The following is a 23,222-nucleotide window of genomic DNA, read 5'->3' as shown; positions in this document are numbered from 1 at the left end:
CATCAATTGGCCAAAAGCCCTTGAATCAGAATTTATTCAGCCACTTCTGCTGCTTTTTCTTGGGAAGCTTCCCAGCCTGGCAAGAAGTGTTCTTCCAAATACTTGGTCGTGAATCGATCGTTTAACACACCGTCATCTTCAAGCAAGGCGAGCTGGAAATTTTGTGAAGTTGAGACACCAACCACGCTCGTTTCGTCGACGATGCGGGCCAATTTGGCAATCGCTTCTTCACGCGTATCGTCGTGGGCAATCAGCTTGGCGATCATCGAATCGTAGAACGGCTGAATCATGTCGCCATTGTACAAAGCAGAGTCGATACGGACACCAGGGCCACCAGTTGGCAGGAAGACGAAGTCAACCTTACCCGCTGATGGCGCGAAGTTGGCTTCTGGCTTTTCAGCCGTCAAACGCATTTCGACCGCATGGCCATTGATCTGCACGTCTTCTTGTCGCAAAGGCAATTCTTCACCGGCCGCTACTTGGACCTGCAAGCGAACGAGGTCCAGGCCGGTCACCATTTCGGTGACGGGGTGCTCGACTTGGATACGCGTGTTCATCTCCATGAAGTAGAAGTTTCCTTCTTGGTCCTGGAGGAACTCGATCGTTCCCGTGTTTTCATAGTCGATGGCATTGACCGCTTTGGTCACGACTTCGATCATGTCAGCCCGCATGGCTGGCGTCACCGAAGCAGCCGGTGACTCTTCCATCACCTTTTGGTTCCGACGCTGCAGGGAACAGTTACGTTCTGGCAAGCAGACGACGTTTCCCTTCTGATCACGGATAACCTGCATTTCGATGTGCCGGCAATCGAGCATCACCTTTTCGATGTACATGTGCTCGTCACCGTAGTTCAGCTTCGCTTCAGCTTGGGCGTTAGTGAAGTTTTCTTCCAGCTCTTCATCCTTGAAGATGAAGCGCATGCCCTTTCCACCACCACCGGCAGCGGCTTTCAGCAAAACCGGGTAACCAATTTCGTTGGCCACTTCACGCGCTTCGTCCACGTTGTGGATGTAGCCAAGTGAACCAGGGATAACCGGAACGCCGGCCTCGCGCATTTCTTTGCGGGCGTGTTCCTTGTTTCCCATCAAATCGATGGTTTCGGGACGTGGTCCGATCCATTTGATGCCGACTTCACCAACCATTTCAGCAAAGAGGTCGTTTTCGGACAGGAAGCCGTATCCCGGGTGAATGGCTTCTGAACCAGTCAAAACCGCTGCAGAAATCACATTCTTCATGTTGATGTAAGAATCAGCCGGCTTTGGTCCTCCAACACAGACGGCTTCGTCAGCCACCTGAACGTGAAGGGAGTTCTTGTCAGCCGTTGAATAGATGGCCACCGTTTGGATGCCCATTTCCTTCAACGTTCGGATGATTCGCACCGCGATTTCACCACGGTTTGCTACCAATACTTTTTTGAACATTTTATTCTCCAACAATAAAGGTCAGTTCAGCCGTCGTTGCCTTCTTTCCGTTAACCCAAGCAATTCCCTTACCGGAACCGACAGGGCCACGCAAGCGATCCAAAGTAACCTCCAACTTGACTTGGTCACCAGGACGCACCATCTTGCGGTAACGGGCCTTTTTGATACCACCGAAGTAAGCCGTCTTTCCCTTGAATTGGTCCATTGACAAAAGGGCCACGGCACCGGCTTGGGCCAATGCTTCAACCGTCAGGGCACCTGGGAACGTTGGGTTGCCTGGGAAGTGGCCTTGGAAAATCTCTTCGTTAATGGAAATGTTCTTAATGGCGACACACTTTTCACCAGGAACGAGTTCTTCGACCGTGTCCAACATGAGCATTGGGTAGCGGTGTGGCAAAATTTCTTGAATTTCTTGGGCGTTCATTAAAGACATTTTTCTCTCCTTTTGTCCCTGATATGTATGCCAGCCAGGCCTTTTGCAACCGGACTGGCTTAAGTAGTAATGAACGGAACTTAGTCCGTCGTTACGCGGTAGAGTGGCTTGTCGTAATCAACCACTTCTTCGTTTTCAACGAGAATTTCAGCGATCGTTCCAGAAACGTCAGCCTTGATTTCTGTCATCAACTTCATGGCTTCGATGATGGCAACCGTTTCGCCCTTTTCGACGTGGTCACCAACGCTCTTGAAGTCGGGTTGGTCTGGCTTTGGCTTCAAGTAAACCGTCCCCACCATTGGCGCTTTGATTTCCTTACCAGCTGCCGGTGCTGTTGGCGCATCTTCGGCAGGTGCGGCAACTGATGCAGCATCGGCTGCTGGTGCAGCGGTCGTAGCCGCTTTCTTTTCAGCAGGTGCTGGCGCTGCGACTGGTGCTTGTGTGGCAACCTGTTCGTTTTTCGACAGGTGCAATGAGAAGTCACCGTCTTGAATGGCGATGTCTCGCAAGGATGACTTTTCCAAGTCAGCCATCAATTCACGAATTTCTTTGACGTTTAAATTCATTGGAGTGTTCCCCTTAAAACTTCTTGAAGATCACAGCGGCGTTGTGACCACCGAATCCGTAGTTAGCAGACATCACGTATTCTGGGGCAACCTTTTGGTTGTCCTTCATGACCAAGTTGACCTTCTTCGTGTGTTCGTCTGGTTCATCAAAGCCAACGTTTTCTGGCAACATACCACGGTCGATCGCACCAACCGAAGCCACCGCTTCGATGGCACCGGCAGCACCGAGCAAGTGACCCGTCATTCCCTTCGTTGAGGAAACAGGCACGGAATTTTCACCAAAGACAGCAGCGATGGCTTCCGCTTCACCAGAATCGTTGGCCCCAGTGGCCGTACCGTGAGCGTTGATGTATGAGATTTGTTCTGGCTTCAAGTGAGCATCTTCCAAAGCCTCTTCAAAGGCACGGATCACCCCTTCACCATCAGGAGCTGGTGAGGTCATGTGGTAGGCATCCGCCGTTGCCCCATAGCCAACCACTTCGGCCAAGATGTTAGCACCACGGGCTTCCGCATGTTCCAATGATTCCAAAACCAAGACACCAGAACCTTCACCCAAGACGAAGCCGTGGCGGTTCTTGTCAAATGGCTTGGAAGCCTGTGCTGGGTCTTCTTCCTTTGACAAAGCCGTCAAAGCCGCGAAACCGGCGATTCCGATTTCGTTAACCGTTGCTTCGGCTCCACCAGTCAAGACAACGTCTTCCTTACCGGATTGAACGCGCCAGAAGGCTTCTCCGATGGCGTTCGTGGCTGAAGCACAGGCCGTCACGATCGTCATGTTGGTACCCTTAGCACCAAAGCGCAAGGAAACGTTACCAGACACCATGTTTGGAATTGATTCCGGCACGAACAAAGGTGACACGCGTTGTGGGCCCTTTTCGTGCATCTTGATGACCTGTTCTTGGATGGTCGTCAAACCACCAATACCGTTCCCCAAGATAACACCGAAGCGGTTGGAATTCTTCACCTTTGAGCGCTCTTCTGAGCCTTCATCTGGCAAAAGGCCCGCTTGTTCCATCGCTTGCGTTGAAGCGTCAATGGCGTATTGTGAGAACAAGTCCAACTTGCGGGCGTCGCGCTTTCCAACGCGGGTCGTGGCATCAAAGCCATCGACTTGACCAGCAACCGTGATGCCCGTTTCAGAAGCATCAAACTTCGTGATTGGCTTGATACCACTTTGACCAGCAAAGATGGCATCCAAAAAGGCCTTGGTATCGTTTCCGTTTGGTGCAATGGCACCCATTCCAGTAACTACAACTCGTGTCATGTTATTTCCTTTCAACTGCTTTTCTTAAAAGTCTGCTTAGATGTACAGGCCGCCATCAACGGTGATCGTTTGACCGGTGATGTAATCGTTACCCGCCAAGAAAAGGGCGACATCGGCGACGTCTTCGACATTGCCAAATCGGGAAAGTGGAATTTCCTTTTTGATCGCTTCTTTGGCATCGTCAGACAAAGCGTCCGTCATGTCAGAAACAATCATGCCGGGCGCAATGGCGTTGACGCGAATGTTACGGCGGGCGCCTTCCTTGGCCAAGGACTTGGTCAACCCAATCACGCCTGCCTTTGAAGCCGCGTAGTTGGCCTGACCGATGTTGCCCATTTGGCCGACAACGGAAGCCATGTTGATGATGACACCGTGCTTTTGGCGGATCATCTTCTTAAAGACCGGCTGGGAAACGTTGAATGTTCCCGTCAGGTTCGTGTTGACAACAGCGGCAAAGTCTTCTAGCTTCATCCCCATGGCCAACTGATCCTTGGTAATCCCGGCGTTGTTTACCAGAATATCGATGCCATCAAAGCCGTCTTCTTTGTACAACGCCTTCAAAGAAGCTTCGGCTGCTTCACCATCGGCAATATCGAATTGCAAAGTCCGAGGCGTCTTAGAAAACGAGTTGATCACTTCTTCTTTCAAAGGGGAGCGACCGTGCAAAATCAAGTTGGCACCCGCCTTGTCAAAGGCATGGGCGATGGCCAAACCGATTCCTCGTGAAGAACCGGTGACGAGAACTGTCTTTCCTGAAAAATCCATGTATCTTATCCTTCTTCCTTTACTAGCGCCAAGACCTTTTCAAAGGTCGTCCAGTCCGTGACTGAATAACGGGACACGTCTTTTGAAACAATCTTTCTGGCAAACTTCGACAGTGTGACGCCCGGACCGATTTCGATCAAGGTATCGATCTTCTGATCGCCGACCATGTTCTTCAAGCAGTCTGCAAAATAAGTTGGCGAAACGATCTGCTTGGTCAGCGTGTCCTTTAGGGTCTCGGCCGTGAAGACTTGTTTCGTCGTGTTCGAGTAGACGGGGTAAGCCGCATCTTCAACTGCTTCTTCTGCCAAACGCCCCGCCATCAGATCGGATGCTTCTTGTAAAAGCGGCGTGTGGAAGGCACCAGAGACGGGCAATGGGACCATCTTCTTCACACCGGCTTCTTCAAGCACGGCAACGGCTTGATCGACATCAGCTGCTTTTCCACCAATAACCAGTTGCGCAAAGGTGTTAAAGTTGGCCGTGTAAACGGCAGCGCCGTCTTCTTGCAAAGCCTTGATTTTTTCAACGATCATGTCCTGATCGTCGTCTAGAACCGCTACCATCTTACCGGGGTTTTCATCCCCAACCGCCTGCATGTAGGCGCCGCGGTCTTTGACCAAGGCAATCGTCTGATCAAAGGTCAGCATGCCGCTGGCCACCAAAGCAGGATATTCCCCTAACGAGAGTCCTAAAGCAGCAACCACGTTTGGCATCCCGCATTCGACCATAGCAGCAGCCAATGCTGCGTCGAAAGCGACGATTGCAGGCTGTGCCCACTTAGTCTGGCTAATCTTTTGCTCGTCGTTGAAGACTTCGATTAAATCATAGCCTAAGATAGCAGATGCTTGATCGATGTACTTCTGAAAAGAGGCTAGGTTGTCATACAAGTCCTGGCCCATGCCAACCTTTTGTGATCCTTGACCGTTAAATAGCAGTCCAATGCGCATAGAAACTTCCTTATTTCTTCCTTACTTGCTTAAACCGAGAATGTCAGCTGCTTCTTCCCAAGTATCCTTCAAGATAGCAGCAACTGGCTTTTCTTCCTTAATCAAACCAGAGATTTGGCCGGCCATGAAGGCACCGCCGTCCTTGTCACCCTGTTGCACAGCAGCACGAAGCGTACCAGATTCCAGCTTTTCAACGGTTTCATAATCAGGGGCAGGCTTTTGAGCTTCCTCAATTTCCTTTTTCACGTATTCCTTGGCCATCTTGTTTTTCAAGACACGAGCGCGGGAACCAGCGATGTTCCCCGTCACGATCGTATCGATATCGCGGGCCTTCAAAATCTTTTTCTTGAAGTTCTCGTGAACTTCGGATTCAGGAGAAGCCAAGAAACGGGTCCCCATTTGGATACCTGAAGCTCCCAAGGCAAAGGCGGCTGCCGCCCCACGACCATCCGCAATTCCACCGGCTGCAATCACCGGAATATTCACCGCATCAGCCACTTGTGGTACCAAAGCCATCGTCGTCATTTGACCGATGTGGCCACCCGATTCCATTCCTTCAGCAATCACGGCATCGACCCCTTTACGTTCCATCATTTTAGCGAGTGAAACGGAGGGCACAACGGGCATCACAACGATACCCGCAGCGTGCAATTCTTCCAAGAATGGGGAAGGATCACCGGCACCAGTAGCGACCACTTTGACCCCTTCTTCTAAGATGACATCAAAAACTTCGCGAATGTGACGAGACATCAACATGACGTTGACACCAAATGGTTTGTCCGTCAATTCCTTGGCGCGGCGGACTTCCTTACGGACGTCTTCGCCATGCCAGTAACCCGTTCCGATAAAGCCAAGACCACCGGCTTCGGATACAGCGGCTGCCAAAGCACCGGTTCCTGCCCAAGTCATCCCACCTTCAACGATCGGATACTTCATGCCGAGTTTGTCAAAAATCTCGTTTCCAACTTTAACTGTCATAATCTTTGTCTTCCCTTTGCTTTCTTTTATCTAGTATGTACGCGGCGACAAGCGCCGCCTGACAAAAATAAGAAAACTTACTTCTTGTCAGTTTGTTCCTTGATCTTGTTCACCAAGTCAGCAACCGTTGAAACTTCTTCTGTTTCTTCCAACTTAATGTCGAATTCGTCTTCGACTTGGTTCAACACTTCGAACAAGTCCAATGAATCGGCATCGATATCATCCGTCATGTTCGTTGTCATCGTCACTTCTGAGTCTTCCAAATCGAATTGGTCGACCAAGATGTCCTTTACCTTGTCAAAAATCTCTTCTTGTGTCATGAGCACATTCTCCTATAGGTTTCGTATTGCAATACGTTAGATTTTTACGGTGCAGCCTACTACACCGTAATTGAACTGATTTTAATTAAAATTGCCAAATCTGAGCGCCGGCGGCCAATCCGCCGCCAAAGCCGACAAAGGCCAACTTCATGCCTTCTTTGATCTGGCCGGCCTCTTTTAGCTCATCTAAGAGGATGGCTGTTGAAGCGGCTGATGTGTTGCCGTATTCCACCATATTGGTTGGGAACTTAGCCATCGGTTGACCAAAGTTCTTGGCAATGGACTCAATAATGCGGTGGTTGGCCTGGTGCGCCAAGTAAAGATCCACGTCATCTGCTATCAATCCAGCTTTTGCTAAGGCCTTATCCAAGACCTTCGGTACTTCCCGGGTCGCAAAAGAGTATACGCCGCGACCATCTTGGTGGAAGTAGGGATCGAGTGGTGAAATCTCACCTGCAAAAGCGTTTTGGTTGGCAAAACGCCCCGTCAGAATCGCTTCCCCACGATCGCCATAGGCCTGCAATTCTTCAGACAACAAGCCCTTGTCTTCGCTTGTTGCCTCCAAAAGCACGCCACCGGCCCCATCGCCGAAAAGAACGGAAACCGTGCGATCTTTCCAATCCACTAATTTGGATAAAACTTCCGCTCCGATGAACATGCCCTTTTGATAGCGACCGGAAGAAAGAAAAGACGAAGCGACCGACAAGCCATAAACAAAGCCTGAGCAGGCTGCATTGATGTCAAAGGCAAAGGCCTTCTCTGCCCCAATCTTTCCTTGAACAATGGCCGACGTATGCGGTGACAAGGCGTCTGGTGACATCGTGGAAACGATGATGAAGTCCAAATCGGAGGCTTGCCAATTGGCTTCTGCCAAAAGTTTTTCAGCTACTTTTGCGGCCAAATCTGACGTATTTTCCTGCTCAACAACATGCCGGTTATGAATGCCCGTTCGAGGGTAGATCCATTCATCCGACGTGTCCATTAATTCTGCTAAATCATCATTAGTAACCACTCGTTTTGGCACCTGCCGGGCAGTCGCCACAATTTTCATCTTTTCCATCTTACTGATACATGCCTTTATTCTTGTAATAAGTCGCCTAGGTGTTCTCTTAAGTTATGCAGTGCACGTTGAATAACCGGTGCATTTTCATTGGTTGCATCTGAAAAAATCGCTTTCGTCATGCCCATGTGAAAAATTCGATGTACCCGGTAGAGCACGCGACCCTGATGGGTCAAGCCGAGCTTGACCACACGGCGGTCACTTTTCGAACGCCGTCTTTCAACATACCCTTTGTCAACTAAACGATCAATGGCTGTCGTCATGGCACTTGGGGAAAGGTGGACGGCCTTTGCTAAGTACGAAGCCGTCTTTTCTTCATACATTGAAATCGCGTAAATCGTGTGCACTTCACGCACCGTCAAATCGGAAAACGGTCCTTTTTTCAACTGACTTTCTTCAACCCAAGCTACTTCGGCCAACAGATCAATCAGTGTTTGGTTGACTGAATTAAAGTCAACATTTGTTGGCAATGCTTCAGTCTTTTTCATCAGGAGCCACCACGAACATAAGCTCCGCACTCGTTGCGACTTTTCCGTCAACTTTGGCTGTGACGTTCACAGAACCCATATTTTCACGAACCTTTCCAAAGGTAACGTGTAACTTCAATACATCACCCGGAACAACCATTTTCTTGAACTTCGCATTATCGATTCCCGTCATGTAAGCCGTCTTCCCACGGAACTGTGGGGAAGACAAAATCAAAATCGAAGCAGCTTGCGCAAGTGACTCGATAATCAAAACGCCTGGCATCACAGGATTTCCTGGAAAGTGTCCTTGGAAGAACTGTTCATTAATCGTCACATTCTTGACGGCCACGATCGATTCGTCTGGCACCATCTCTTCGACATAATCCATGTAAATAATTGGATAGCGGTTAGGAATCAAATCCATGATTTCAGTTGTTGTTAACACTGGCATTGTCGGTCCTTTCATTTGCCTTTGCAGACAAATTCACTTGAATTTTAGGATAAATGTAGTTTATCAATAAATACTTCGATAGTCAAACTATCCAATGACAGAAGTAGTTATCAAAATTGTCGGTTAAAAAAGAGCATCGGGCTCATTTTTAAGCACAAAAAAAGAACAGCCATAGCTGTTCTTCTCGATTAATATGCTTATACGTGTGCAAAGTGCAACAACGTACGGATCATGTTTGACGTGAAACCGTATTCGTTGTCATACCATGAAACCGTCTTAACCAATTGCTTGTCGCCAACTTCGACGATTTGCGTTTGGGTAGCGTCGAACGTAGCACCGTGCGTGTCGCCGATGACGTCAGATGAAACGATTTCGTCTTCGTTGTAACCGAATGAGTCAGATGAAGCAGCCTTCATGGCAGCGTTCACTTCGTCAGCAGTTACGTTCTTTGACAAAACAGAAGTCAATTCCGTAACGGATCCATCAACAACAGAAACACGTTGTGCGTGTCCGTCAATCTTGCCGTTCAATTCAGGAACAACAAGACCGATTGCCTTAGCGGCACCAGTTGAGTGAGGAATCGTGTTAACAGAAGCCGTACGGTTTGAACGGAACTTCTTTGACTTTGGTCCATCCAAGATCATTTGCGTTGAAGTGAAGGCGTGAATCGTCGTCATCGTCGCAACTTCAACACCGAACTTGTCTTGCAATACGCGAGCCATTGGAGCCAATGACTGTGTCGTACATGAACCAGCAGAAACGATCTTGTCGTCTGCCTTCAAGATGTCTTGGTTAACACCGTAAACAACCGTTGGTACGGAACCAGCTGGTGCAGAAATCAAGACCTTCTTGGCACCGGCGTCCAAGTGGGCTTGTGACTTTTCGGCTGACGTGTAGAAACCAGTGGCTTCCAATACGTATTCAACCCCGTCGTTTTTAACCCAAGGGATGTTCTTGGCATCGCGTTCTGAGTAAACCGTGTAGTGCTTACCGTTAACGATGATACCCGTTTCATCAGCAGAAACTTCAGCATTCAAAGTTCCGTGCGTTGAGTCATACTTCAACAAGTATGCCAACATTGATGGGCTAGTCAAGTCGTTGATAGCGGCCACTTCGATGTCAGAAGCAGTGTCGCCCAATTCCAAGATACGACGGAATGCCAAACGACCAATACGACCGAATCCATTAATACCAATCTTCACAGTCATGTGTGTAGACCTCCAAATAATTTTTTGACTTAAGTCAACATAGATATTATAACACAACGGCGCGTAGCCTGGGCAAGTCACCGGATAAATTTCTCACAAGGTCGCCCATACCATTTGCCCATTTTCTGCTTTTTCAACTGCCTTTGCATGATAGAATAAGAGAAAACATCATTTCTTTTTCTACTATTAAATAATAAGAATAGAAAGGTCTTTTCCCATGTCAAACTGGTCTAGCAAAAAAATCACAACGGTTGCCGCACTGGTCGCCATCAACGTCGCTTTGTCTTATATCATCCGAATTCCGGTCCCCGCCACTTCGGGTTATGTGAATTTACTCGAGGGGGTCATCTTTTTAGCGGCCCTTTTTATGGGCCAAAAAGCTGGCTTTCTCGTCGGGGCCTTTTCCGGCGGATTACTGGATCTCTTGGCCGGCTACCCTCACTGGATCCTTTTTTCCTTTTTGATTCACGGACTAGAAGGCTGGGTGGCCGGAATGGCTAAAGAAAAAGCAAGTTTTCAAACCGTTTTGCTTCTTCTTTTGTCTTCCGTCATCATGGTTCTCGGTTACTTCTTAGCCGCTTCCTTCCTATATAACTGGCAGGCTGCGTTGAGTTCTGTACCTGGCAACATCGCCCAAACGCTCTTTGGGCTCATCGTTGCGCTGCTTTTGAAAAAGGCCATGCCAGACAAGCTTTTCTAAAAGTGGGTTCGGCAGATAAATCGAATTTCCAATTCAATTTCTTAACGTTTTTTACATTCTTAACAATCGGTGCGATAATAGAGTCAAGTAGAAAAAAAGGAGGAGTTTCATGTCTCAAACATACGATTACGACGTTGTCTTTATTGGTGCCGGTCACGGTGCCTTTGATGGTGCGCCGGCACTGACTGCTGCGGGTAAAAAAGTAGCGTTCATCGAAGAAGATCGCGTCGGCGGCACTTGCCCAAACTGGGGGTGCAACGCCAAAATTATTTTAGAGGCACCAACCAAGCTCCTTACTGAAAGCATGCAATCGCAAGGCATCATCCACGGCGCCCACTCGCTTGACTGGAAAAAGGCCATGGAACGCAAGCAAGCCATCATCGATGGCTTTGCGCCCGCCATCCAAAAAGGGATGGAAATGGCCGGCATCCACTTCATCTTCGGCCACGCAAGTTTTAAAGACGCACATACGGTTCAAGTTGCTGACAAAACCTATACGGCCGACAAGTTCGTCATCGCTACTGGCCAGCATAGCCACCGCTTAGATATTCCTGGAAAAGAATTCCTACATGATTCTAAAGACTTCTTGTCCATCCCTGAAGTTCCTGAACGCATGGTCATCATCGGAGCCGGCTTCATCGGGTTGGAAGCAGCCTCGATCATGCAAACAGCTGGTGCAAAGGTCACCGTGATTTTGCGTGACCAACAAGCCTTACCTGCCTTTGACCGGGAATACAGCGATCAGCTGTGCAAAGCTTTGACCAAGCAAGGCGTGCTCTTCTTGAAGAACACGGAAGTGCAAAAGGTCGAGCAAAACGGCTCCTCTTACTCGATCGAAACGACAACTGGCTCACTGCCAGCCAACTACATCTTAGATGCCACCGGCCGAATTCCAAACACCCAGGATCTAAACTTAGATCAGATTGGCGTTGAATACGACCACAAAGGTATTATCGTAAACGACTTCTTACAAACGAAGCAACCAAACATCTACGCCACCGGTGACGTCTTGAAAAAAGACGTCCCTAAGCTAACCCCGACCGCTACTTTCGAATCGCAGTACGTCGTCGCTCACATCTTGGGAGAAGACAAGGAACCCATTAATTATCCAGCGATTGCCCAAACCGTCTTCACAATGCCTCGATTAGCCCAGGCAGGCGTCACAATCAAAGAAGCCAAGGCTAATCCAGATCAGTACGACATGATCGAACAAGACACGTTGGACGACTGGTATCGCTCAGTCGACTTTGAAACACCGGGCCAGCGGACGCTTATTTACAACAAGACTAAGCAACTCGTTGGTGTCATCGAATTGTCCGACAAAGCAGAAGACGTGGTCAACGCCTTGTTGCCAGCCATTGAATTCGGCTATACCAAAGCCCAACTGAAGCGCTTGGTCACGATCTTCCCATCGATCGGCTACTCGGCTTTGGATAACCTAGGATGATCAACCACCTTATCAACAAGAAAAAGGACTTCGTTTTGAAAAGAAGTCCTTTTTTAATGCCATAAATTTAGAAGTAAATCAACCATTCACCAACCAGATAATCACCGGAATTGACACAATCACGTTACTAATAGCGTGCTGGGCCATACTTGCCGTCAATTTTTTCGTTTGTCGGTAGGTCAACGCAAGCAAAAGGCCTGATTTAAAATACAGAACAAAGACAAGTAGATTGTCCCAAGAAATGAAGAGAGTCTGTAAGTGCAGGTAGGCAAAGATCAGAGCAGAGACCAATCCCATGCCCAAAGTCAGCTTCTTCTTTGTGAAGGCGTTCATGACATAGCCTCTGAAGACCAATTCTTCAAAAATCGGTCCCCAGACTATGATAAAGGAAAACATCAAAACAAGTTCAGCAACACTAAGGTCTTGAAGATGTTGCAAAATAGCCGCCTGATTGACGCTGTGACCGTTCAAGCCCAAGTACACGCCTAAAAAGCGCAACAGTCTATAAAGAACAAATTGCAAGAAAAGGTTTCTTACAATAACAAAGTAGTCATGGCCGTTCAATTTCACAAAAAGTTGCTGATTCACCGTGTTTTTTCGAACAAACCAGGCCGACAGAAAAATACCAAAACAGTAAAAGGCACTGACCAGCAACTGCATTGGAACAGTATCGGCACTGGTTGCCGCGTAACCAATCCACTTGGACAGTAAAACCAAGAGGATAAAAAGAGGAATTTTTCTTAGAATTGCCATCAAGGCCACCTTTCAGTTTATCGTCGTAAGGTTTGATCGAATGCTCAACCATTTTTTACAAAAAGCCGGCCAACAAAAAAATTGTAAGGCCGGCATTCAAATCACGTTTTTATTCAATTCCCGATCCAGCTTCGATTGAATCTGGCAAGATCGTCACGGTAACGATGCCGTTCTTTTCGGCTGAGAGAACCATTCCTTCGGACAATTCACCCGCCATCTTCCGGGGTTTCATGTTGGCAACAATGGCCACCGTCTTGCCCACCAACACTTCGGGTTCTGGGTACCACTGACGAATACCAGAGAGAATTTGGCGTGGTTTGTCCGAACCATCATCCAAAGTAAACTTGACCAACTTCTTGGACTTTTCGACCAATTCAGCAGCCGTAATCTTGGCTGCCAAAATTTCGACCTTATCGAAGTCGTCGTATTCGATGGCTGCCTTGTGCGTTTCTTCTGTCATCGTTTCTTGCTCTTTCTTCTTTGCTGCTTCCTTGACGGCGCGGCCCTTGCCCTTGGTGTCTTTGGATACCAAACCAGCGATGAAGGCCACTTCTTTTTCGACATCCAAACGTGGGAAGATTGGCTGTCCCTTCTTGACCACCGTTGCACCCGCTGGCAAATTGGCCATGGCCATGTCCGTCAAGGGCAAGCCAGCTTCTGGCATTTGCAAGCCGAGCTGCTCAAAGATTTGCTTTGGCGCATCAACCATGACCGGTTGGAGCATGGCAGCCACGACACGGAGTGCGGCAGCCAAGTGCGCCATAACGGCTGACAAGGCTTCCTTGGCTTCAGGATCGTCAGCAGCCGTCTTGGCCAAAACCCATGGTTCCGTCTCGTCGATGTATTTGTTAGCACGACGAACGATGCCCCAAACAGATTCGAGGGCGTCGGCCGTGTGCACAGCCAGCATTTGCTCTTCGTAGGAAGCCAGCTTTTCAGCAACTAGTTCTTCAAAGTCTGCATCAAAGGCCGTCTTGTCGGAAACAAATTCCGGAATCACGCCACCTTCGTACTTATTGATCATGGCGACCGTACGGTTCAAGAGGTTTCCCAAATCGTTGGCCAAATCGTAGTTGACGCGTGAGACGAAGTCTTCTGGTGAAAAGACCCCATCGTTACCAAATGGCATGGCACGCAAAAGATAGTAACGAACAGCATCCAAGCTGTAACGGGAAGTCAGGTCTTCTGGATAGATGACGTTTCCCTTGGACTTGGACATCTTACCGTCCTTCATCACCAGCCAACCGTGACCGATGATTTCCTTTGGCAATTCCAGACCTAAGGCGTGGAGCATGATTGGCCAGTAAATGATGTGGAAACGAACGATTTCCTTCCCGACCAACTGGACGTTGGCAGGCCAGAACTTCTTCAGCAAATCTTCGTTGTCTGAGCCATAACCCAAGGCCGTGATATAGTTGGCCAAGGCGTCAATCCAAACGTAGATCACGTGCTTTTCATCACCGGGAACTGGAACCCCCCAGTCAAAGGAAGTCCGCGTCACAGCCAAGTCTTCCAAACCAGGCAAAATGAAGTTCTGCAGCATTTCGTTCATGCGCGATTCTGGCTGAACGAAATCAGGGTGGGACTTGTAGTAGTCGACCAACCAGTCAGCGTACTTGGACATCTTGAAGAAGTAAGTCTCTTCTTGAATCTTTTCCACTTCGTGACCGGATGGGGCCTTGCCACCAATCATCTTGCCGTCTTCATCACGGTAGACTTCGGCCAATTGTGATTCGGTGAAGTACTCTTCATCAGAAACCGAATACCAGCCTTCATATTGGCCCTTGTAAATGTCGCCTTGATCCAAGAGCTTTTGAAAAATTTTCTGAACGGCTTCTTCGTGTTCCTTATCCGTCGTTCGGATGAACTTATCGTAGGAGATGTTCATCAAGGACCACAGGTCTTTGATGTCTTTGGCCATCTTGTCCAAGTATTCTTTTTCGGTCGTACCGGCAGAAGCGGCCTTCTTTTGAATCTTTTCACCGTGTTCGTCGGTTCCGGTTAAGAAGAAGACGTCATCACCAAGCAAGCGGTGGTAGCGAGCCGCCGCATCGGCTAAAACGGTCGTATAGGTGTTCCCCAATTGGAGCTTTCCAGATGGGTAGTAAATGGGTGTTGTAATATAGAAGGTATTGTTTTCTGACATATGAGTCCCTTTCCTGGCTAATGGTGCCTTTACTGCCCTTCATTATAGCAAAATCAGTCCTATCCGAAAAGCATTGTCTTTTTTAGCCAAACGTTCAAAGTCCTAATAAACCGTTTTTATTAGAAAATTCACGAAGCTGATCAGAAAACGTCTCTGAACCAATTTTTACTAACAGACCAATTTTGATTTCTTCTCATTGATTTCAATGAACTTTATTGACAAAGAAATCACACACCGGTACACTAAAAACAGATTAAAAAGGAGAGTAACTATGAACGTATTCGCTTCACACAATGAAAACCTTGTATTGACTCAAACGGTTTGCTGTTGCGCACCGCTTTTTTAGGGTGGCGTTTGTAGGCGAAAAGACCACCCGATTAATGTAGGACGCTTTTTCCTACTTTCGGGTGGTCTTTTCTTTTTGTCAATTAGGAGTAATCAAATGAATAAGAAAATCGCAATTATCCTCGCCGGCTTGGCTGTTATTCTCGCAGGTATCTTTGGTGTCAGCAAGATGACCTCTTCGAACCAAGAGAACATGAACATCAAGAAAGGCACACTCACTGTCGGCTTGGAAGGAACTTACGCACCCTTCTCATACCATGATGACAACGGTCAGCTAACCGGTTTTGAAGTCGAAATCGCCCGCGCTTTGGCCAAGAAAATGGACCTAAAAGTAAATTTTGTCCAATCAAAATGGGATTCGCTGATTGCAGGCTTGAACGCCAAGCGTTATGACGCTGTCATTAATAACATTGGCATTACGGACGAACGTAAAGCAAACTACCGCATGTCAGAAGCCTACCTCTATCCACGGGCTGCTTTGATTAAAAGAACCGGTGACAGTTCATTGAACCAACTCTCGGATATCAAGAACAAGACAATGGCACAATCCGTCACTTCCAACTATGGTAAGAAAGCCAAAGCTGAAGGAGCCAACATCAAGGCCGTGGCCGGTATCATCGAAGCCATGAACTTAGTGACAACCAACCGGGCAGACGGTTCCTTAAACGACCTTGGCGCCTTTGAAAACTGGAAGCAATCCAACCCTGATGCGGATGTCGAAGCCATCGATGTTTCTAAGGCGATGGGTTCTACTCCTGATGGCGTTTTGATGAATAAGGACAACAAAAAACTGCAAGAAAGGCTCAACAAAGCCATGCGTGAATTGCACGAAGACGGGACGTTGACGAAGTTGTCCAAAAAGTACTTCAACCAAGATTTGACCAAGGAATAAGCAAACGCTTTATTATAGGAAGAAAGTATGACTGACTTTTTCAACCTGGCAGTAAAATACCTGCCTGAACTCTTCACCGCCGCGCTCAAATATACGCTACCGTTAACGGCCATTTCGTTTGTCTTCGGTTTGCTCTTTGCCTCGCTAACCGCTTTGATTCGCGTGGCTAAGCTACCCCAAAACGAATGGGCATCGGCGTTTCTGCAAATCATCAAGTGGATCGCTGCAGCCTACGTTTGGTTCTTCCGATCAACCCCGCTGATTGTTCAACTCTTCATTGTTTTTTACGGTCTGCCAAACGCCCACATTGCCCTCTTCCAGTCGGCCTGGGTATCGGCCGTCACCGTCTTTTCATTGAACACCGGTGCTTATGCGTCCGAAACAATCCGGGCGTCCATTTCGTCAGTGCCAGAGGTCCAAAAACAAGCGGCTGAATCACTTGGTATGACCCGTGCCCAGATCTATTGGAACGTCGTGTTGCCACAAGCAGCCCGGATTTCCATCCCGCCACTGTCCAACTCCCTGATCGGTCTTTTGAAGGATACGTCGCTAGCATCCGTTATTACGATTGTCGAAATCTTCTACTTGTCACAGCAGATTGCTGCGGCCAATTATAAGGTCTTGTCGATGTACATTCTGGTGGCCATGGTTTACGCCTTCTTTACGACCATTCTTTCCATTGGACAGCACTACTTAGAGAAGTACACATCGAGGTTCGCACAATGATTGAAGTGAAAGAGCTCAGCAAACACTACCCTGACAAAGTGGCCTTGGACAAGATTAGTTTGGCCTTTCCAGCTGAAAAAACGACAGCCATTGTCGGCCCATCCGGTTCCGGAAAGTCCACTCTGTTGCAAGCCTTGAACCTGTTGGAGCGACCTGACCAAGGTCTTTTATCCATTGACGATTTGACATTGGACTTAGCCAAACCCTTAACCAATAATCAGATTCTAAAAGTTCGCCAAAAGACCGCCATGGTTTTTCAAGAAAAAGCGCTGTTCACCCACTTGACGGTGCTTAAAAACCTAACGGAAGGTCCTATTAAGGTCCAAAAGAAAAGCAAAGAAGAAGCGGAAAAAAAGGCCTTCGAATTGCTCGAGCAATTTGACATGTCGGCGCTTTCCAACCGCTATCCTTACCAGCTTTCTGGTGGGCAACAACAGCGTGTCGCCATTTTGCGTGCCCTAGCCATGCAACCAAAATACTTACTTTTAGATGAGCCAACCTCCGCTTTGGATCCTGAGCTTGAAGCTCAAGTCCTGCGCGTGTTGAAGGATTTAGCTGCAAAGGATGTGTCGATGATTATCGTCACACACAACATGGCCTTTGCTGAACAAGTCGCGGACCAGATTGTCTTTATTGATAATGGTCAAGTCGGCTATGCCGGCCCATCCACGGCTTTTTTCCATTCAGAAAATGCCCGTATTAAGCAATTCCTAGGAGCAATGTCCTTCTAATGGCAAAACAACAACCAAATCAAAAGCGTTTCACTCAAACCGTCACCATCATTATTGCGTTAGTGGCGGTTTTTGCCTTTCAATACGATCAAAAAGGACAAACCAAGCAAGCACCAAAAGAAGAAAAGCAGCAGTCACAAGTTTTCCACTCCACCAAAGACGCGAAAAATGTTCAAACTGCCGCTTCCGATCAAGACCTTTTGACCATATCATGGGATGGCACGCTTGACGGCGACATTGTGCATCTAAACGATAATCGAGCCACCTTTACAGCAGAAGAACTCCGCCAAACTTTTCAAGCGGATGGATCCAAACTTAATCCTGTCAATGGTCTATCCCTTTCGCCTTTAGACACCCTCGGGCGGTCCGGCCAAGCCAACTTCGTTGTTTCTAAAAAAGCCATGGATCAAGTCACAAAGCGTCCAAGCCAGATTCCAAAGTCAGTGCGTCCGTCTGGCTGGAACCAAGGCGATCGTTTTAATGGCACAGCTTGGGTTGGTGGTTACCATCAAAACCCTAAGGTCTCTCTTGGCGGAACGAAACAGGCTCTTTATAACAAGTCGCATATCGTCGGCTACCAATTCTTCGGCATGCCAACCATGGTGACCGAAAACATGACAACGGGCACCCGTGTCGAAAACGCTTATCCGGGACAGCTTGTGCCAGAAGACGACATTCGCTATGCCATCAAACAGAATCCAAACATTACGATTCGCGGCCAGGTGACCCCGATTTATTCTGGCAATGAACTACTGCCACGAGGCGTTCATTACATGGCCAAATCTGTTGAAGACAACGGACAAACGCTAAACTTAAACTATTGGATTTTCAACGTTCAGCCAGGTGTTTCGATCAATTATATGACCGGTGCGGCAACGATTCAATAAAATACTTCTCACGTAAAAAGGCCCGACTTTCTAGTCAGGCCTTTTTTTATTTTCATAAAAAAAAGAGAAGCGATCACTCGCTTCTCTTTTCGGATGCCCTCGGTGGGAGTCGAACCCACACGGTGTTGCCACCACTGGATTTTGAGTCCAGCGCGTCTACCAGTTCCGCCACAAGGGCATTGCTTTTCACAACTATATTAGTTTATCAAGGGCAAGTCCCCCTGTCAACAGTAAAAAGCATTTTTAATGGCTCGCAGCTCATTTTTTAAACGAAGCGGATTTTTTGTGCAGCCATTCTTCATGGGTCTCATTGTTGACCACGTGCTCGACGTGCTTTTCGGCACTGGCTAGCAAGTCAATGATATGTGAGTCTGTTAAACGGTAGTAAACCGTCCGGCCGATTTTTTCGACAGCAACAACTTGCTCTTCGCGAAGTTTTTTCAGTTGATGGGAAACGGCCGATTGCTCCATTTGAAGGACCTGAATTAACTCAGTTACAGAGTACGGTTTTTCCTGGAGCAACATCAAAATGGCCAAGCGCTTCTCAGAGGAAAGCAACTTGAAGATATGACTCAGTTCAGCTTGGATTTCTTTTTTCATAACGCTATTATAGCAAGGAATAGCTGTTAAGCAATATTAAAAGCCAAATAAAAAAAGCAGCTGAACGAATTCAGCTGCTTTTATGAAAGCCCTTAGTTTTGCACGATCAAAGTCGAAATCTTTGAGTTACGAGCAATGTAGGAAGCTTGGGAACCAAGTGATGCCCAGAAGCCTTCGTGTGAGTGAGCACCAACCACAATTAGGTCAGCCTTCACACGTGGTGCAATTTCTTCAACTAAAATTTCACCAGCCTTAACACCATCATCAAAGACCGTGTCAACCGACTTAACACCGGCTTTTTCAGCAAATGCGCGGTACTTTTCCAAGTTTTCTTCGATTTCTTGGCGCTTTTCCTTGATCACATCCAAGTGCAAAGCAGCAACGGCTGACAAGTCACCCATTTCCAAGATTGACGCAATAATCAAGTGCGCATCGTCTTCGCGCGCTTGGTGAATGGCGTTAGCCAAGGCGTTGTATCCTTGTTCGGATTCGTCAACACCAACCAAGATGGTCTTAAAATCCTTTGGTTCAACGTTTAATTGTAATTCAGCCATGATAGCCTCCTCTTTCTTTCTTGATTACCAGAACAAGTGCATCCCGTAAACAAGAACAATGTTGATAATCGTCAATGCGACGAAGCAGACCCAACCAGTCCACTTAACCCAAGCTGAGTTAGCGTAATCGCCCATGATCTTCTTCGATGACGTGAAGTAGATCAATGGTGCCATTGAGAATGGCAAGGCGATTGACAAGAAGACCTGCGTTGATTCAATCAACGCATCCATTTGTGATTCGTTACCACCAAACATGATCGCGATAACCAAAACAGGTGTGATGGCGATACCACGAGTAATCACACGACGAAGCCACATTGGGATTCGGAAGTGCAAGAAACCTTCCATGATAATTTCACCAGTCAACGTACCAGTGATCGTTGAATTCTGACCTGAAGCCAAGAGGGCCAAGGCGAAGAGCGTTGACAAGATTGGAGAGGCGATTGCTCCCGCAATGTTGCGATTGTTCAAGGCATCGTACAATTGGTGGAAACCATCCAATTCAGCGGCGTGTCCGAAGAACAAGGCCGCCCCCACAATCAAAAGCATGGAGTTGATGAAGAAGGCCAGGGTTAGTTGGATGTTAGAATCCCAAGTCATCAACTTGATGGCATCCTTCACTTCTGCAGGATCATCGTGGTTAATCTTACGAGTCTGCGAGATCGATGAGTGCAAGTAAAGGTTGTGCGGCATAACCGTGGCACCGATGATACCAGCAGTCAAGGTGATTGGGTTATCAAGTCCGCCGACTGACTTCATTGACAACGTTTCTGGACGAGGCACGTAGTTCCCAACGATAGCCATCCAGTCAGGACGTGACAAAATCGTCAAATAAACAAAGACAACCAAAATCGTCAAGATCAATGTCATGACGATCGCTTCGATCTTACGGAAACCAAACTTCATCAAGAGAAGCAAGATCACAACGTCAAAGGCAGTCAAGAAGACCGTGACCAACAATGGCCAACCGAAGAGCAAGGACAAGGCAATGGCACCACCGACAACTTCGGCGATATCCGTTGCGATCAAGGCCAACTCGGTCATGATCCACAAGGCGTAACGACCAAACTTGTTCGTTCGGTTACCAGTGGCCTGGGCCAAATCTTCTTGCTTAACGATTCCAAGTTTACCTGCCATGTACTGCAAAAGCATGGCGATCAATGAGGAAATCAAGATAACAGAGAGCAGCAAATAGTGGTAGGCCGCTCCACCCTTGATTGACGTCACCCAGTTACCTGGATCCATGTAACCAACAGCAACCAAGGCTCCTGGTCCTGAGAAGGCGAATAAACGACGCCAGAAAGATCCATTCTTTGGTACTTCAATGGATCCGTTCACTTCTTCCAGTGATTTGTTACCGGTGTGCTCAATCAGTGAGTGATGAGGCTTTTGTTTTACGGAATTGTCCATAATTGTCTCCTTTGGATTTCTCCTCAGGAAGGTCATTGAAAAACGTTTCTAAAAAACTTGCCAAAAGCAAAAAAGGCCGCAAGAATTCCTTGCTGGTATTCAACCATTCTAATCTAGAAGACGATTACTTCGTTCTTATTTTAAAAGCGCTAAATAATTTTCATAAAGGATTTCATTCAACTTGGTTGTTGAAAGCTTATGAAAGCTACTTAACTCAATGACTTTTCCTAAGTCTAGATTTAATATTACACGAGGAGGCGCTCAGGTCAAGAGAAATTTTTGTAACTTTTTATCTACATTCGTATAATAGCGATAAAAAAAGGCATAGGAACAATCTTCCCAGCCTTTCCAAAAAGTTATTGATCGTTCACGTACCGTATAACGATTCTAAATTACATTACAATTCTCTTCAGTTTGTCCGCCTTCGATCTGAATCGTCACGTGCGAAATACCAAAATCCGTCTTCAATTCGTTTTCGATTTCGTTTAGAAGGCGAATGCCGTGTTGGTCATCTAACTGTTCTTCTGTCAATGACAGATGCACCGTCAAAGCGGTTTCCGTTGTTGAAAGGGGCCAAATGTGCAAATCATGCAAGTTTTCAACACCGGGTTTGTTCAGCAAGTAATCGAAGACCGCCACGGCGTCGATCTCATCTGGTACTCCGTTGATCGCCAGGTTAACCGTCTCTTTCATCACCGGCCAAGCTGAAATCAGAATAATCAACCCGATCAATAGAGACACAATCGGATCGATCAATTGCCATCCGGTTACTTTAATCAACCAGCCGGCCAAAATGACGCCAATCGACACCCCTGCATCCGACAACAAATGAATGTAGGCAGTCTTGGCGTTAAGGTCCTGCTTTGGTCCCTGTTCATGACCATGCTCATGTGCATCTGGTACGCCAGAAGCCTTGAAAAGCAAGGCCGTCGATACATTGACCACAATTCCGACAGCCGCCACCACCGTAATCATCAAGCCGTTGGTCTGAATATGTTCAGGATTCATTAAATTATTGAAGCCCTCGATGAAAATCGTCCCGACAGCAAATAATAGCAAAACCGTATTAAAAATCGAAGCCAAGATCGAAACGTTATGGAACCCATAGGTTTTATTCCGGGTGGCCTTAATGCCAAAAACTAAGACCGCTAGCCATGCAATGACAAGGGCCAAAACATCCGATAAATTGTGAAAAGCATCGGCGAATAAAGCCGTCGAATGCGCTATTTTAGAAAAAAGCAATTCAGACAAAACGAAAATCAAGTTCAAGCTAATCCCGATTAAGTAAGGTTTTTGGGAGGGTTGTGCCCTGTGAACATCGTGTTCGTGAACCTGATTTACCTTTTGCTGACCTGTCTTTTTGTCATATTGTGACATCTTCTCTTCCTCCTTTTTGTATCATACCGTTTTTTCAAATAAAAAAAAGCCCTTCGGGCTTAGTTTTTCAATTCGTCAAAAAAGATGGCGGCATCGCCGATGATTTGTTTCACACCCGCCATTTCTGGCAGTGGTGTCAAATTAACTGCTAGTATTGGCACATTTCGCCTGGCCGCATTCAACAAACCAGCAAATGGATAGACCTTAAAGGAAGTCCCGACCAGGCAAACCAAGTCCGCTTTTGAGACCCATTTTAATGCCTCTTCTACCCGAAAGGGCACTTCCCCATAAAAGGTAATCGCCGGTCTGATTTTTTCATGATCGCTTTTCCGGTAGAGCGATTGTTGATAAGCCGAAAGGCTCGCCTTTTTCCCGTCTTTTGGGCAGTATAAATCATAAAGCGAGCCATGGAAACGAATCAGCTGATCCTCTGACAAGCCAGCTTTCACGTCAAGGTCATCAATGTTTTGGGTAATGACTTTGGCCCGATCCTCATGAACAAAAGCTGCCATTTTGTCATGGATCACATTCGGTTTGGCCTCCGGAAAATAGAGATTTTCTTGCATGAAATGGTATTGAATTTCTGGGATTTCGGAAAAGGCCTGGTCCGACAACAAGTACTCGGGTGAGTAGTTCAACCCTTGGTACACACCGTTTTTCGACCGGTAATCTGGAATTCCTGATTTGGTCGATACGCCTGCGCCCGTCAAAAAAACGATCCGCTCGGCCCGATCGAAAGCTGCCTGTATTTCTGCTGTCACCAATGCCATGAAG

The 23,222-nt window shown here is 47.4% G+C and carries 25 protein-coding genes and 1 tRNA gene; 6 read left to right on the top strand and 20 right to left on the bottom strand.

Going from position 1 to position 23,222, the window contains the following annotated elements:
* Window positions 1-32: 32 nt before the first annotated feature.
* From G6R27_RS04360 to gap, 12 genes are all read right to left on the bottom strand, one after another.
* Window positions 33-1,421: an acetyl-CoA carboxylase biotin carboxylase subunit gene (locus G6R27_RS04360; RefSeq protein ID WP_213819856.1), complete on the bottom strand. Its 1,389-nt coding sequence runs from the start codon at window positions 1,419-1,421 to the stop codon at window positions 33-35.
* Window position 1,422: 1 nt separating this feature from the next.
* Entirely contained in the window at window positions 1,423-1,854 is a 432-nt protein-coding gene (gene fabZ / locus G6R27_RS04355; RefSeq protein WP_213819855.1) for a 3-hydroxyacyl-ACP dehydratase FabZ, read from the bottom strand.
* 80 nt (window positions 1,855-1,934) lie between these two features.
* The gene (gene accB, locus G6R27_RS04350; protein ID WP_213819854.1) at window positions 1,935-2,420 is read right to left on the bottom strand and encodes an acetyl-CoA carboxylase biotin carboxyl carrier protein; all 486 of its coding nucleotides are present in this window, start codon (window positions 2,418-2,420) and stop codon (window positions 1,935-1,937) included.
* A gap of 13 nt (window positions 2,421-2,433) precedes the next feature.
* The gene (gene fabF, locus G6R27_RS04345) at window positions 2,434-3,684 is read right to left on the bottom strand and encodes a beta-ketoacyl-ACP synthase II (RefSeq protein ID WP_213819853.1); all 1,251 of its coding nucleotides are present in this window, start codon (window positions 3,682-3,684) and stop codon (window positions 2,434-2,436) included.
* A gap of 36 nt (window positions 3,685-3,720) precedes the next feature.
* Window positions 3,721-4,449 carry a beta-ketoacyl-ACP reductase gene (locus tag G6R27_RS04340; RefSeq protein WP_213819852.1) on the bottom strand — a complete coding sequence of 243 codons (729 nt, stop codon included), beginning with the start codon at window positions 4,447-4,449 and terminating at the stop codon, window positions 3,721-3,723.
* Window positions 4,450-4,454: 5 nt separating this feature from the next.
* Window positions 4,455-5,396 (bottom strand): ACP S-malonyltransferase, encoded by a 942-nt coding sequence (locus G6R27_RS04335; RefSeq protein WP_213819851.1) that lies wholly within the window; start codon window positions 5,394-5,396, stop codon window positions 4,455-4,457.
* Window positions 5,397-5,417: 21 nt separating this feature from the next.
* Window positions 5,418-6,374: a DUF561 domain-containing protein gene (locus G6R27_RS04330; protein WP_213819850.1), complete on the bottom strand. Its 957-nt coding sequence runs from the start codon at window positions 6,372-6,374 to the stop codon at window positions 5,418-5,420.
* A 77-nt stretch (window positions 6,375-6,451) separates the two neighbouring features.
* Window positions 6,452-6,694: an acyl carrier protein gene (locus G6R27_RS04325; RefSeq protein WP_213819849.1), complete on the bottom strand. Its 243-nt coding sequence runs from the start codon at window positions 6,692-6,694 to the stop codon at window positions 6,452-6,454.
* 85 nt (window positions 6,695-6,779) lie between these two features.
* Window positions 6,780-7,754 carry a beta-ketoacyl-ACP synthase III gene (locus tag G6R27_RS04320; RefSeq protein ID WP_213819848.1) on the bottom strand — a complete coding sequence of 325 codons (975 nt, stop codon included), beginning with the start codon at window positions 7,752-7,754 and terminating at the stop codon, window positions 6,780-6,782.
* Between the two features lie 17 nt (window positions 7,755-7,771).
* Window positions 7,772-8,242 carry a MarR family winged helix-turn-helix transcriptional regulator gene (locus G6R27_RS04315; protein ID WP_213819847.1) on the bottom strand — a complete coding sequence of 157 codons (471 nt, stop codon included), beginning with the start codon at window positions 8,240-8,242 and terminating at the stop codon, window positions 7,772-7,774.
* The gene (gene fabZ, locus G6R27_RS04310) at window positions 8,229-8,672 is read right to left on the bottom strand and encodes a 3-hydroxyacyl-ACP dehydratase FabZ (protein WP_213820025.1); all 444 of its coding nucleotides are present in this window, start codon (window positions 8,670-8,672) and stop codon (window positions 8,229-8,231) included. The genes G6R27_RS04315 and fabZ (G6R27_RS04310) overlap by 14 nt, the downstream gene beginning before the upstream one ends.
* A gap of 197 nt (window positions 8,673-8,869) precedes the next feature.
* Complete coding sequence (gap, locus tag G6R27_RS04305; RefSeq protein ID WP_213819846.1) at window positions 8,870-9,880, bottom strand: type I glyceraldehyde-3-phosphate dehydrogenase; 1,011 nt, start codon at window positions 9,878-9,880, stop codon at window positions 8,870-8,872.
* 217 nt (window positions 9,881-10,097) lie between these two features.
* Here gap and G6R27_RS04300 point away from each other — a divergent pair, with 217 nt between their 5' ends.
* Together G6R27_RS04300 and G6R27_RS04295 are read left to right on the top strand one after the other, a co-directional pair.
* Window positions 10,098-10,580 carry an ECF transporter S component gene (locus G6R27_RS04300; RefSeq protein WP_213819845.1) on the top strand — a complete coding sequence of 161 codons (483 nt, stop codon included), beginning with the start codon at window positions 10,098-10,100 and terminating at the stop codon, window positions 10,578-10,580.
* Between the two features lie 109 nt (window positions 10,581-10,689).
* Window positions 10,690-12,027, top strand: coding sequence for a dihydrolipoyl dehydrogenase family protein (locus G6R27_RS04295; protein WP_213819844.1), 1,338 nt, complete (start codon window positions 10,690-10,692; stop codon window positions 12,025-12,027).
* A gap of 78 nt (window positions 12,028-12,105) precedes the next feature.
* Here G6R27_RS04295 and G6R27_RS04290 read toward each other — a convergent pair whose 3' ends face one another.
* Together G6R27_RS04290 and metG are read right to left on the bottom strand one after the other, a co-directional pair.
* Window positions 12,106-12,780 carry a CPBP family intramembrane glutamic endopeptidase gene (locus tag G6R27_RS04290; RefSeq protein ID WP_213819843.1) on the bottom strand — a complete coding sequence of 225 codons (675 nt, stop codon included), beginning with the start codon at window positions 12,778-12,780 and terminating at the stop codon, window positions 12,106-12,108.
* 109 nt (window positions 12,781-12,889) lie between these two features.
* A complete protein-coding gene (metG, locus tag G6R27_RS04285; protein WP_213819842.1) occupies window positions 12,890-14,926 on the bottom strand; it encodes a methionine--tRNA ligase in 2,037 nt (678 codons plus the stop codon).
* Between the two features lie 442 nt (window positions 14,927-15,368).
* On the opposite strand from metG, the gene G6R27_RS04280 reads away from it, so the two are divergent.
* Genes G6R27_RS04280 through G6R27_RS04265 form a run of 4 tightly spaced genes read left to right on the top strand, consistent with a single transcriptional unit; the run spans window position 15,369 to window position 18,507 of the window.
* Window positions 15,369-16,163, top strand: a complete 795-nt coding sequence (locus tag G6R27_RS04280; protein WP_213819841.1) for a transporter substrate-binding domain-containing protein — start codon at window positions 15,369-15,371, stop codon at window positions 16,161-16,163.
* 27 nt (window positions 16,164-16,190) lie between these two features.
* A complete protein-coding gene (locus tag G6R27_RS04275; protein WP_213819840.1) occupies window positions 16,191-16,889 on the top strand; it encodes an amino acid ABC transporter permease in 699 nt (232 codons plus the stop codon).
* Window positions 16,886-17,620, top strand: a complete 735-nt coding sequence (locus tag G6R27_RS04270) for an amino acid ABC transporter ATP-binding protein (RefSeq protein WP_213819839.1) — start codon at window positions 16,886-16,888, stop codon at window positions 17,618-17,620. The genes G6R27_RS04275 and G6R27_RS04270 overlap by 4 nt, the downstream gene beginning before the upstream one ends.
* Window positions 17,620-18,507: a DNA/RNA non-specific endonuclease gene (locus G6R27_RS04265; RefSeq protein WP_213819838.1), complete on the top strand. Its 888-nt coding sequence runs from the start codon at window positions 17,620-17,622 to the stop codon at window positions 18,505-18,507. Before G6R27_RS04270 ends, G6R27_RS04265 begins: the two co-directional genes overlap by 1 nt.
* Window positions 18,508-18,601: 94 nt before the next feature.
* Here the strand turns inward: G6R27_RS04265 and G6R27_RS04260 are convergent.
* The 6 genes from G6R27_RS04260 to G6R27_RS04235 form a co-directional block, all read right to left on the bottom strand.
* A tRNA-Leu gene (locus G6R27_RS04260) sits at window positions 18,602-18,685 on the bottom strand.
* An 80-nt stretch (window positions 18,686-18,765) separates the two neighbouring features.
* The gene (locus tag G6R27_RS04255; RefSeq protein WP_213819837.1) at window positions 18,766-19,107 is read right to left on the bottom strand and encodes an ArsR/SmtB family transcription factor; all 342 of its coding nucleotides are present in this window, start codon (window positions 19,105-19,107) and stop codon (window positions 18,766-18,768) included.
* Between the two features lie 92 nt (window positions 19,108-19,199).
* A complete protein-coding gene (locus G6R27_RS04250; RefSeq protein WP_213819836.1) occupies window positions 19,200-19,661 on the bottom strand; it encodes a universal stress protein in 462 nt (153 codons plus the stop codon).
* Window positions 19,662-19,685: 24 nt separating this feature from the next.
* A complete protein-coding gene (locus tag G6R27_RS04245) occupies window positions 19,686-21,071 on the bottom strand; it encodes an Nramp family divalent metal transporter (RefSeq protein ID WP_213819835.1) in 1,386 nt (461 codons plus the stop codon).
* Between the two features lie 387 nt (window positions 21,072-21,458).
* The gene (locus G6R27_RS04240) at window positions 21,459-22,448 is read right to left on the bottom strand and encodes a cation diffusion facilitator family transporter (protein WP_213819834.1); all 990 of its coding nucleotides are present in this window, start codon (window positions 22,446-22,448) and stop codon (window positions 21,459-21,461) included.
* A gap of 59 nt (window positions 22,449-22,507) precedes the next feature.
* Window positions 22,508-23,218, bottom strand: coding sequence for an NAD-dependent protein deacylase (locus tag G6R27_RS04235; protein ID WP_213819833.1), 711 nt, complete (start codon window positions 23,216-23,218; stop codon window positions 22,508-22,510).
* Window positions 23,219-23,222: the final 4 nt, after the last annotated feature.

This window comes from Fructobacillus papyriferae (genome assembly GCF_018437225.1).
GTDB classification, from domain to species: domain Bacteria; phylum Bacillota; class Bacilli; order Lactobacillales; family Lactobacillaceae; genus Fructobacillus; species Fructobacillus papyriferae.
Note: the sequence above shows the minus strand (reverse complement) of the source record. Positions and strands in the feature narration are given on the sequence as shown.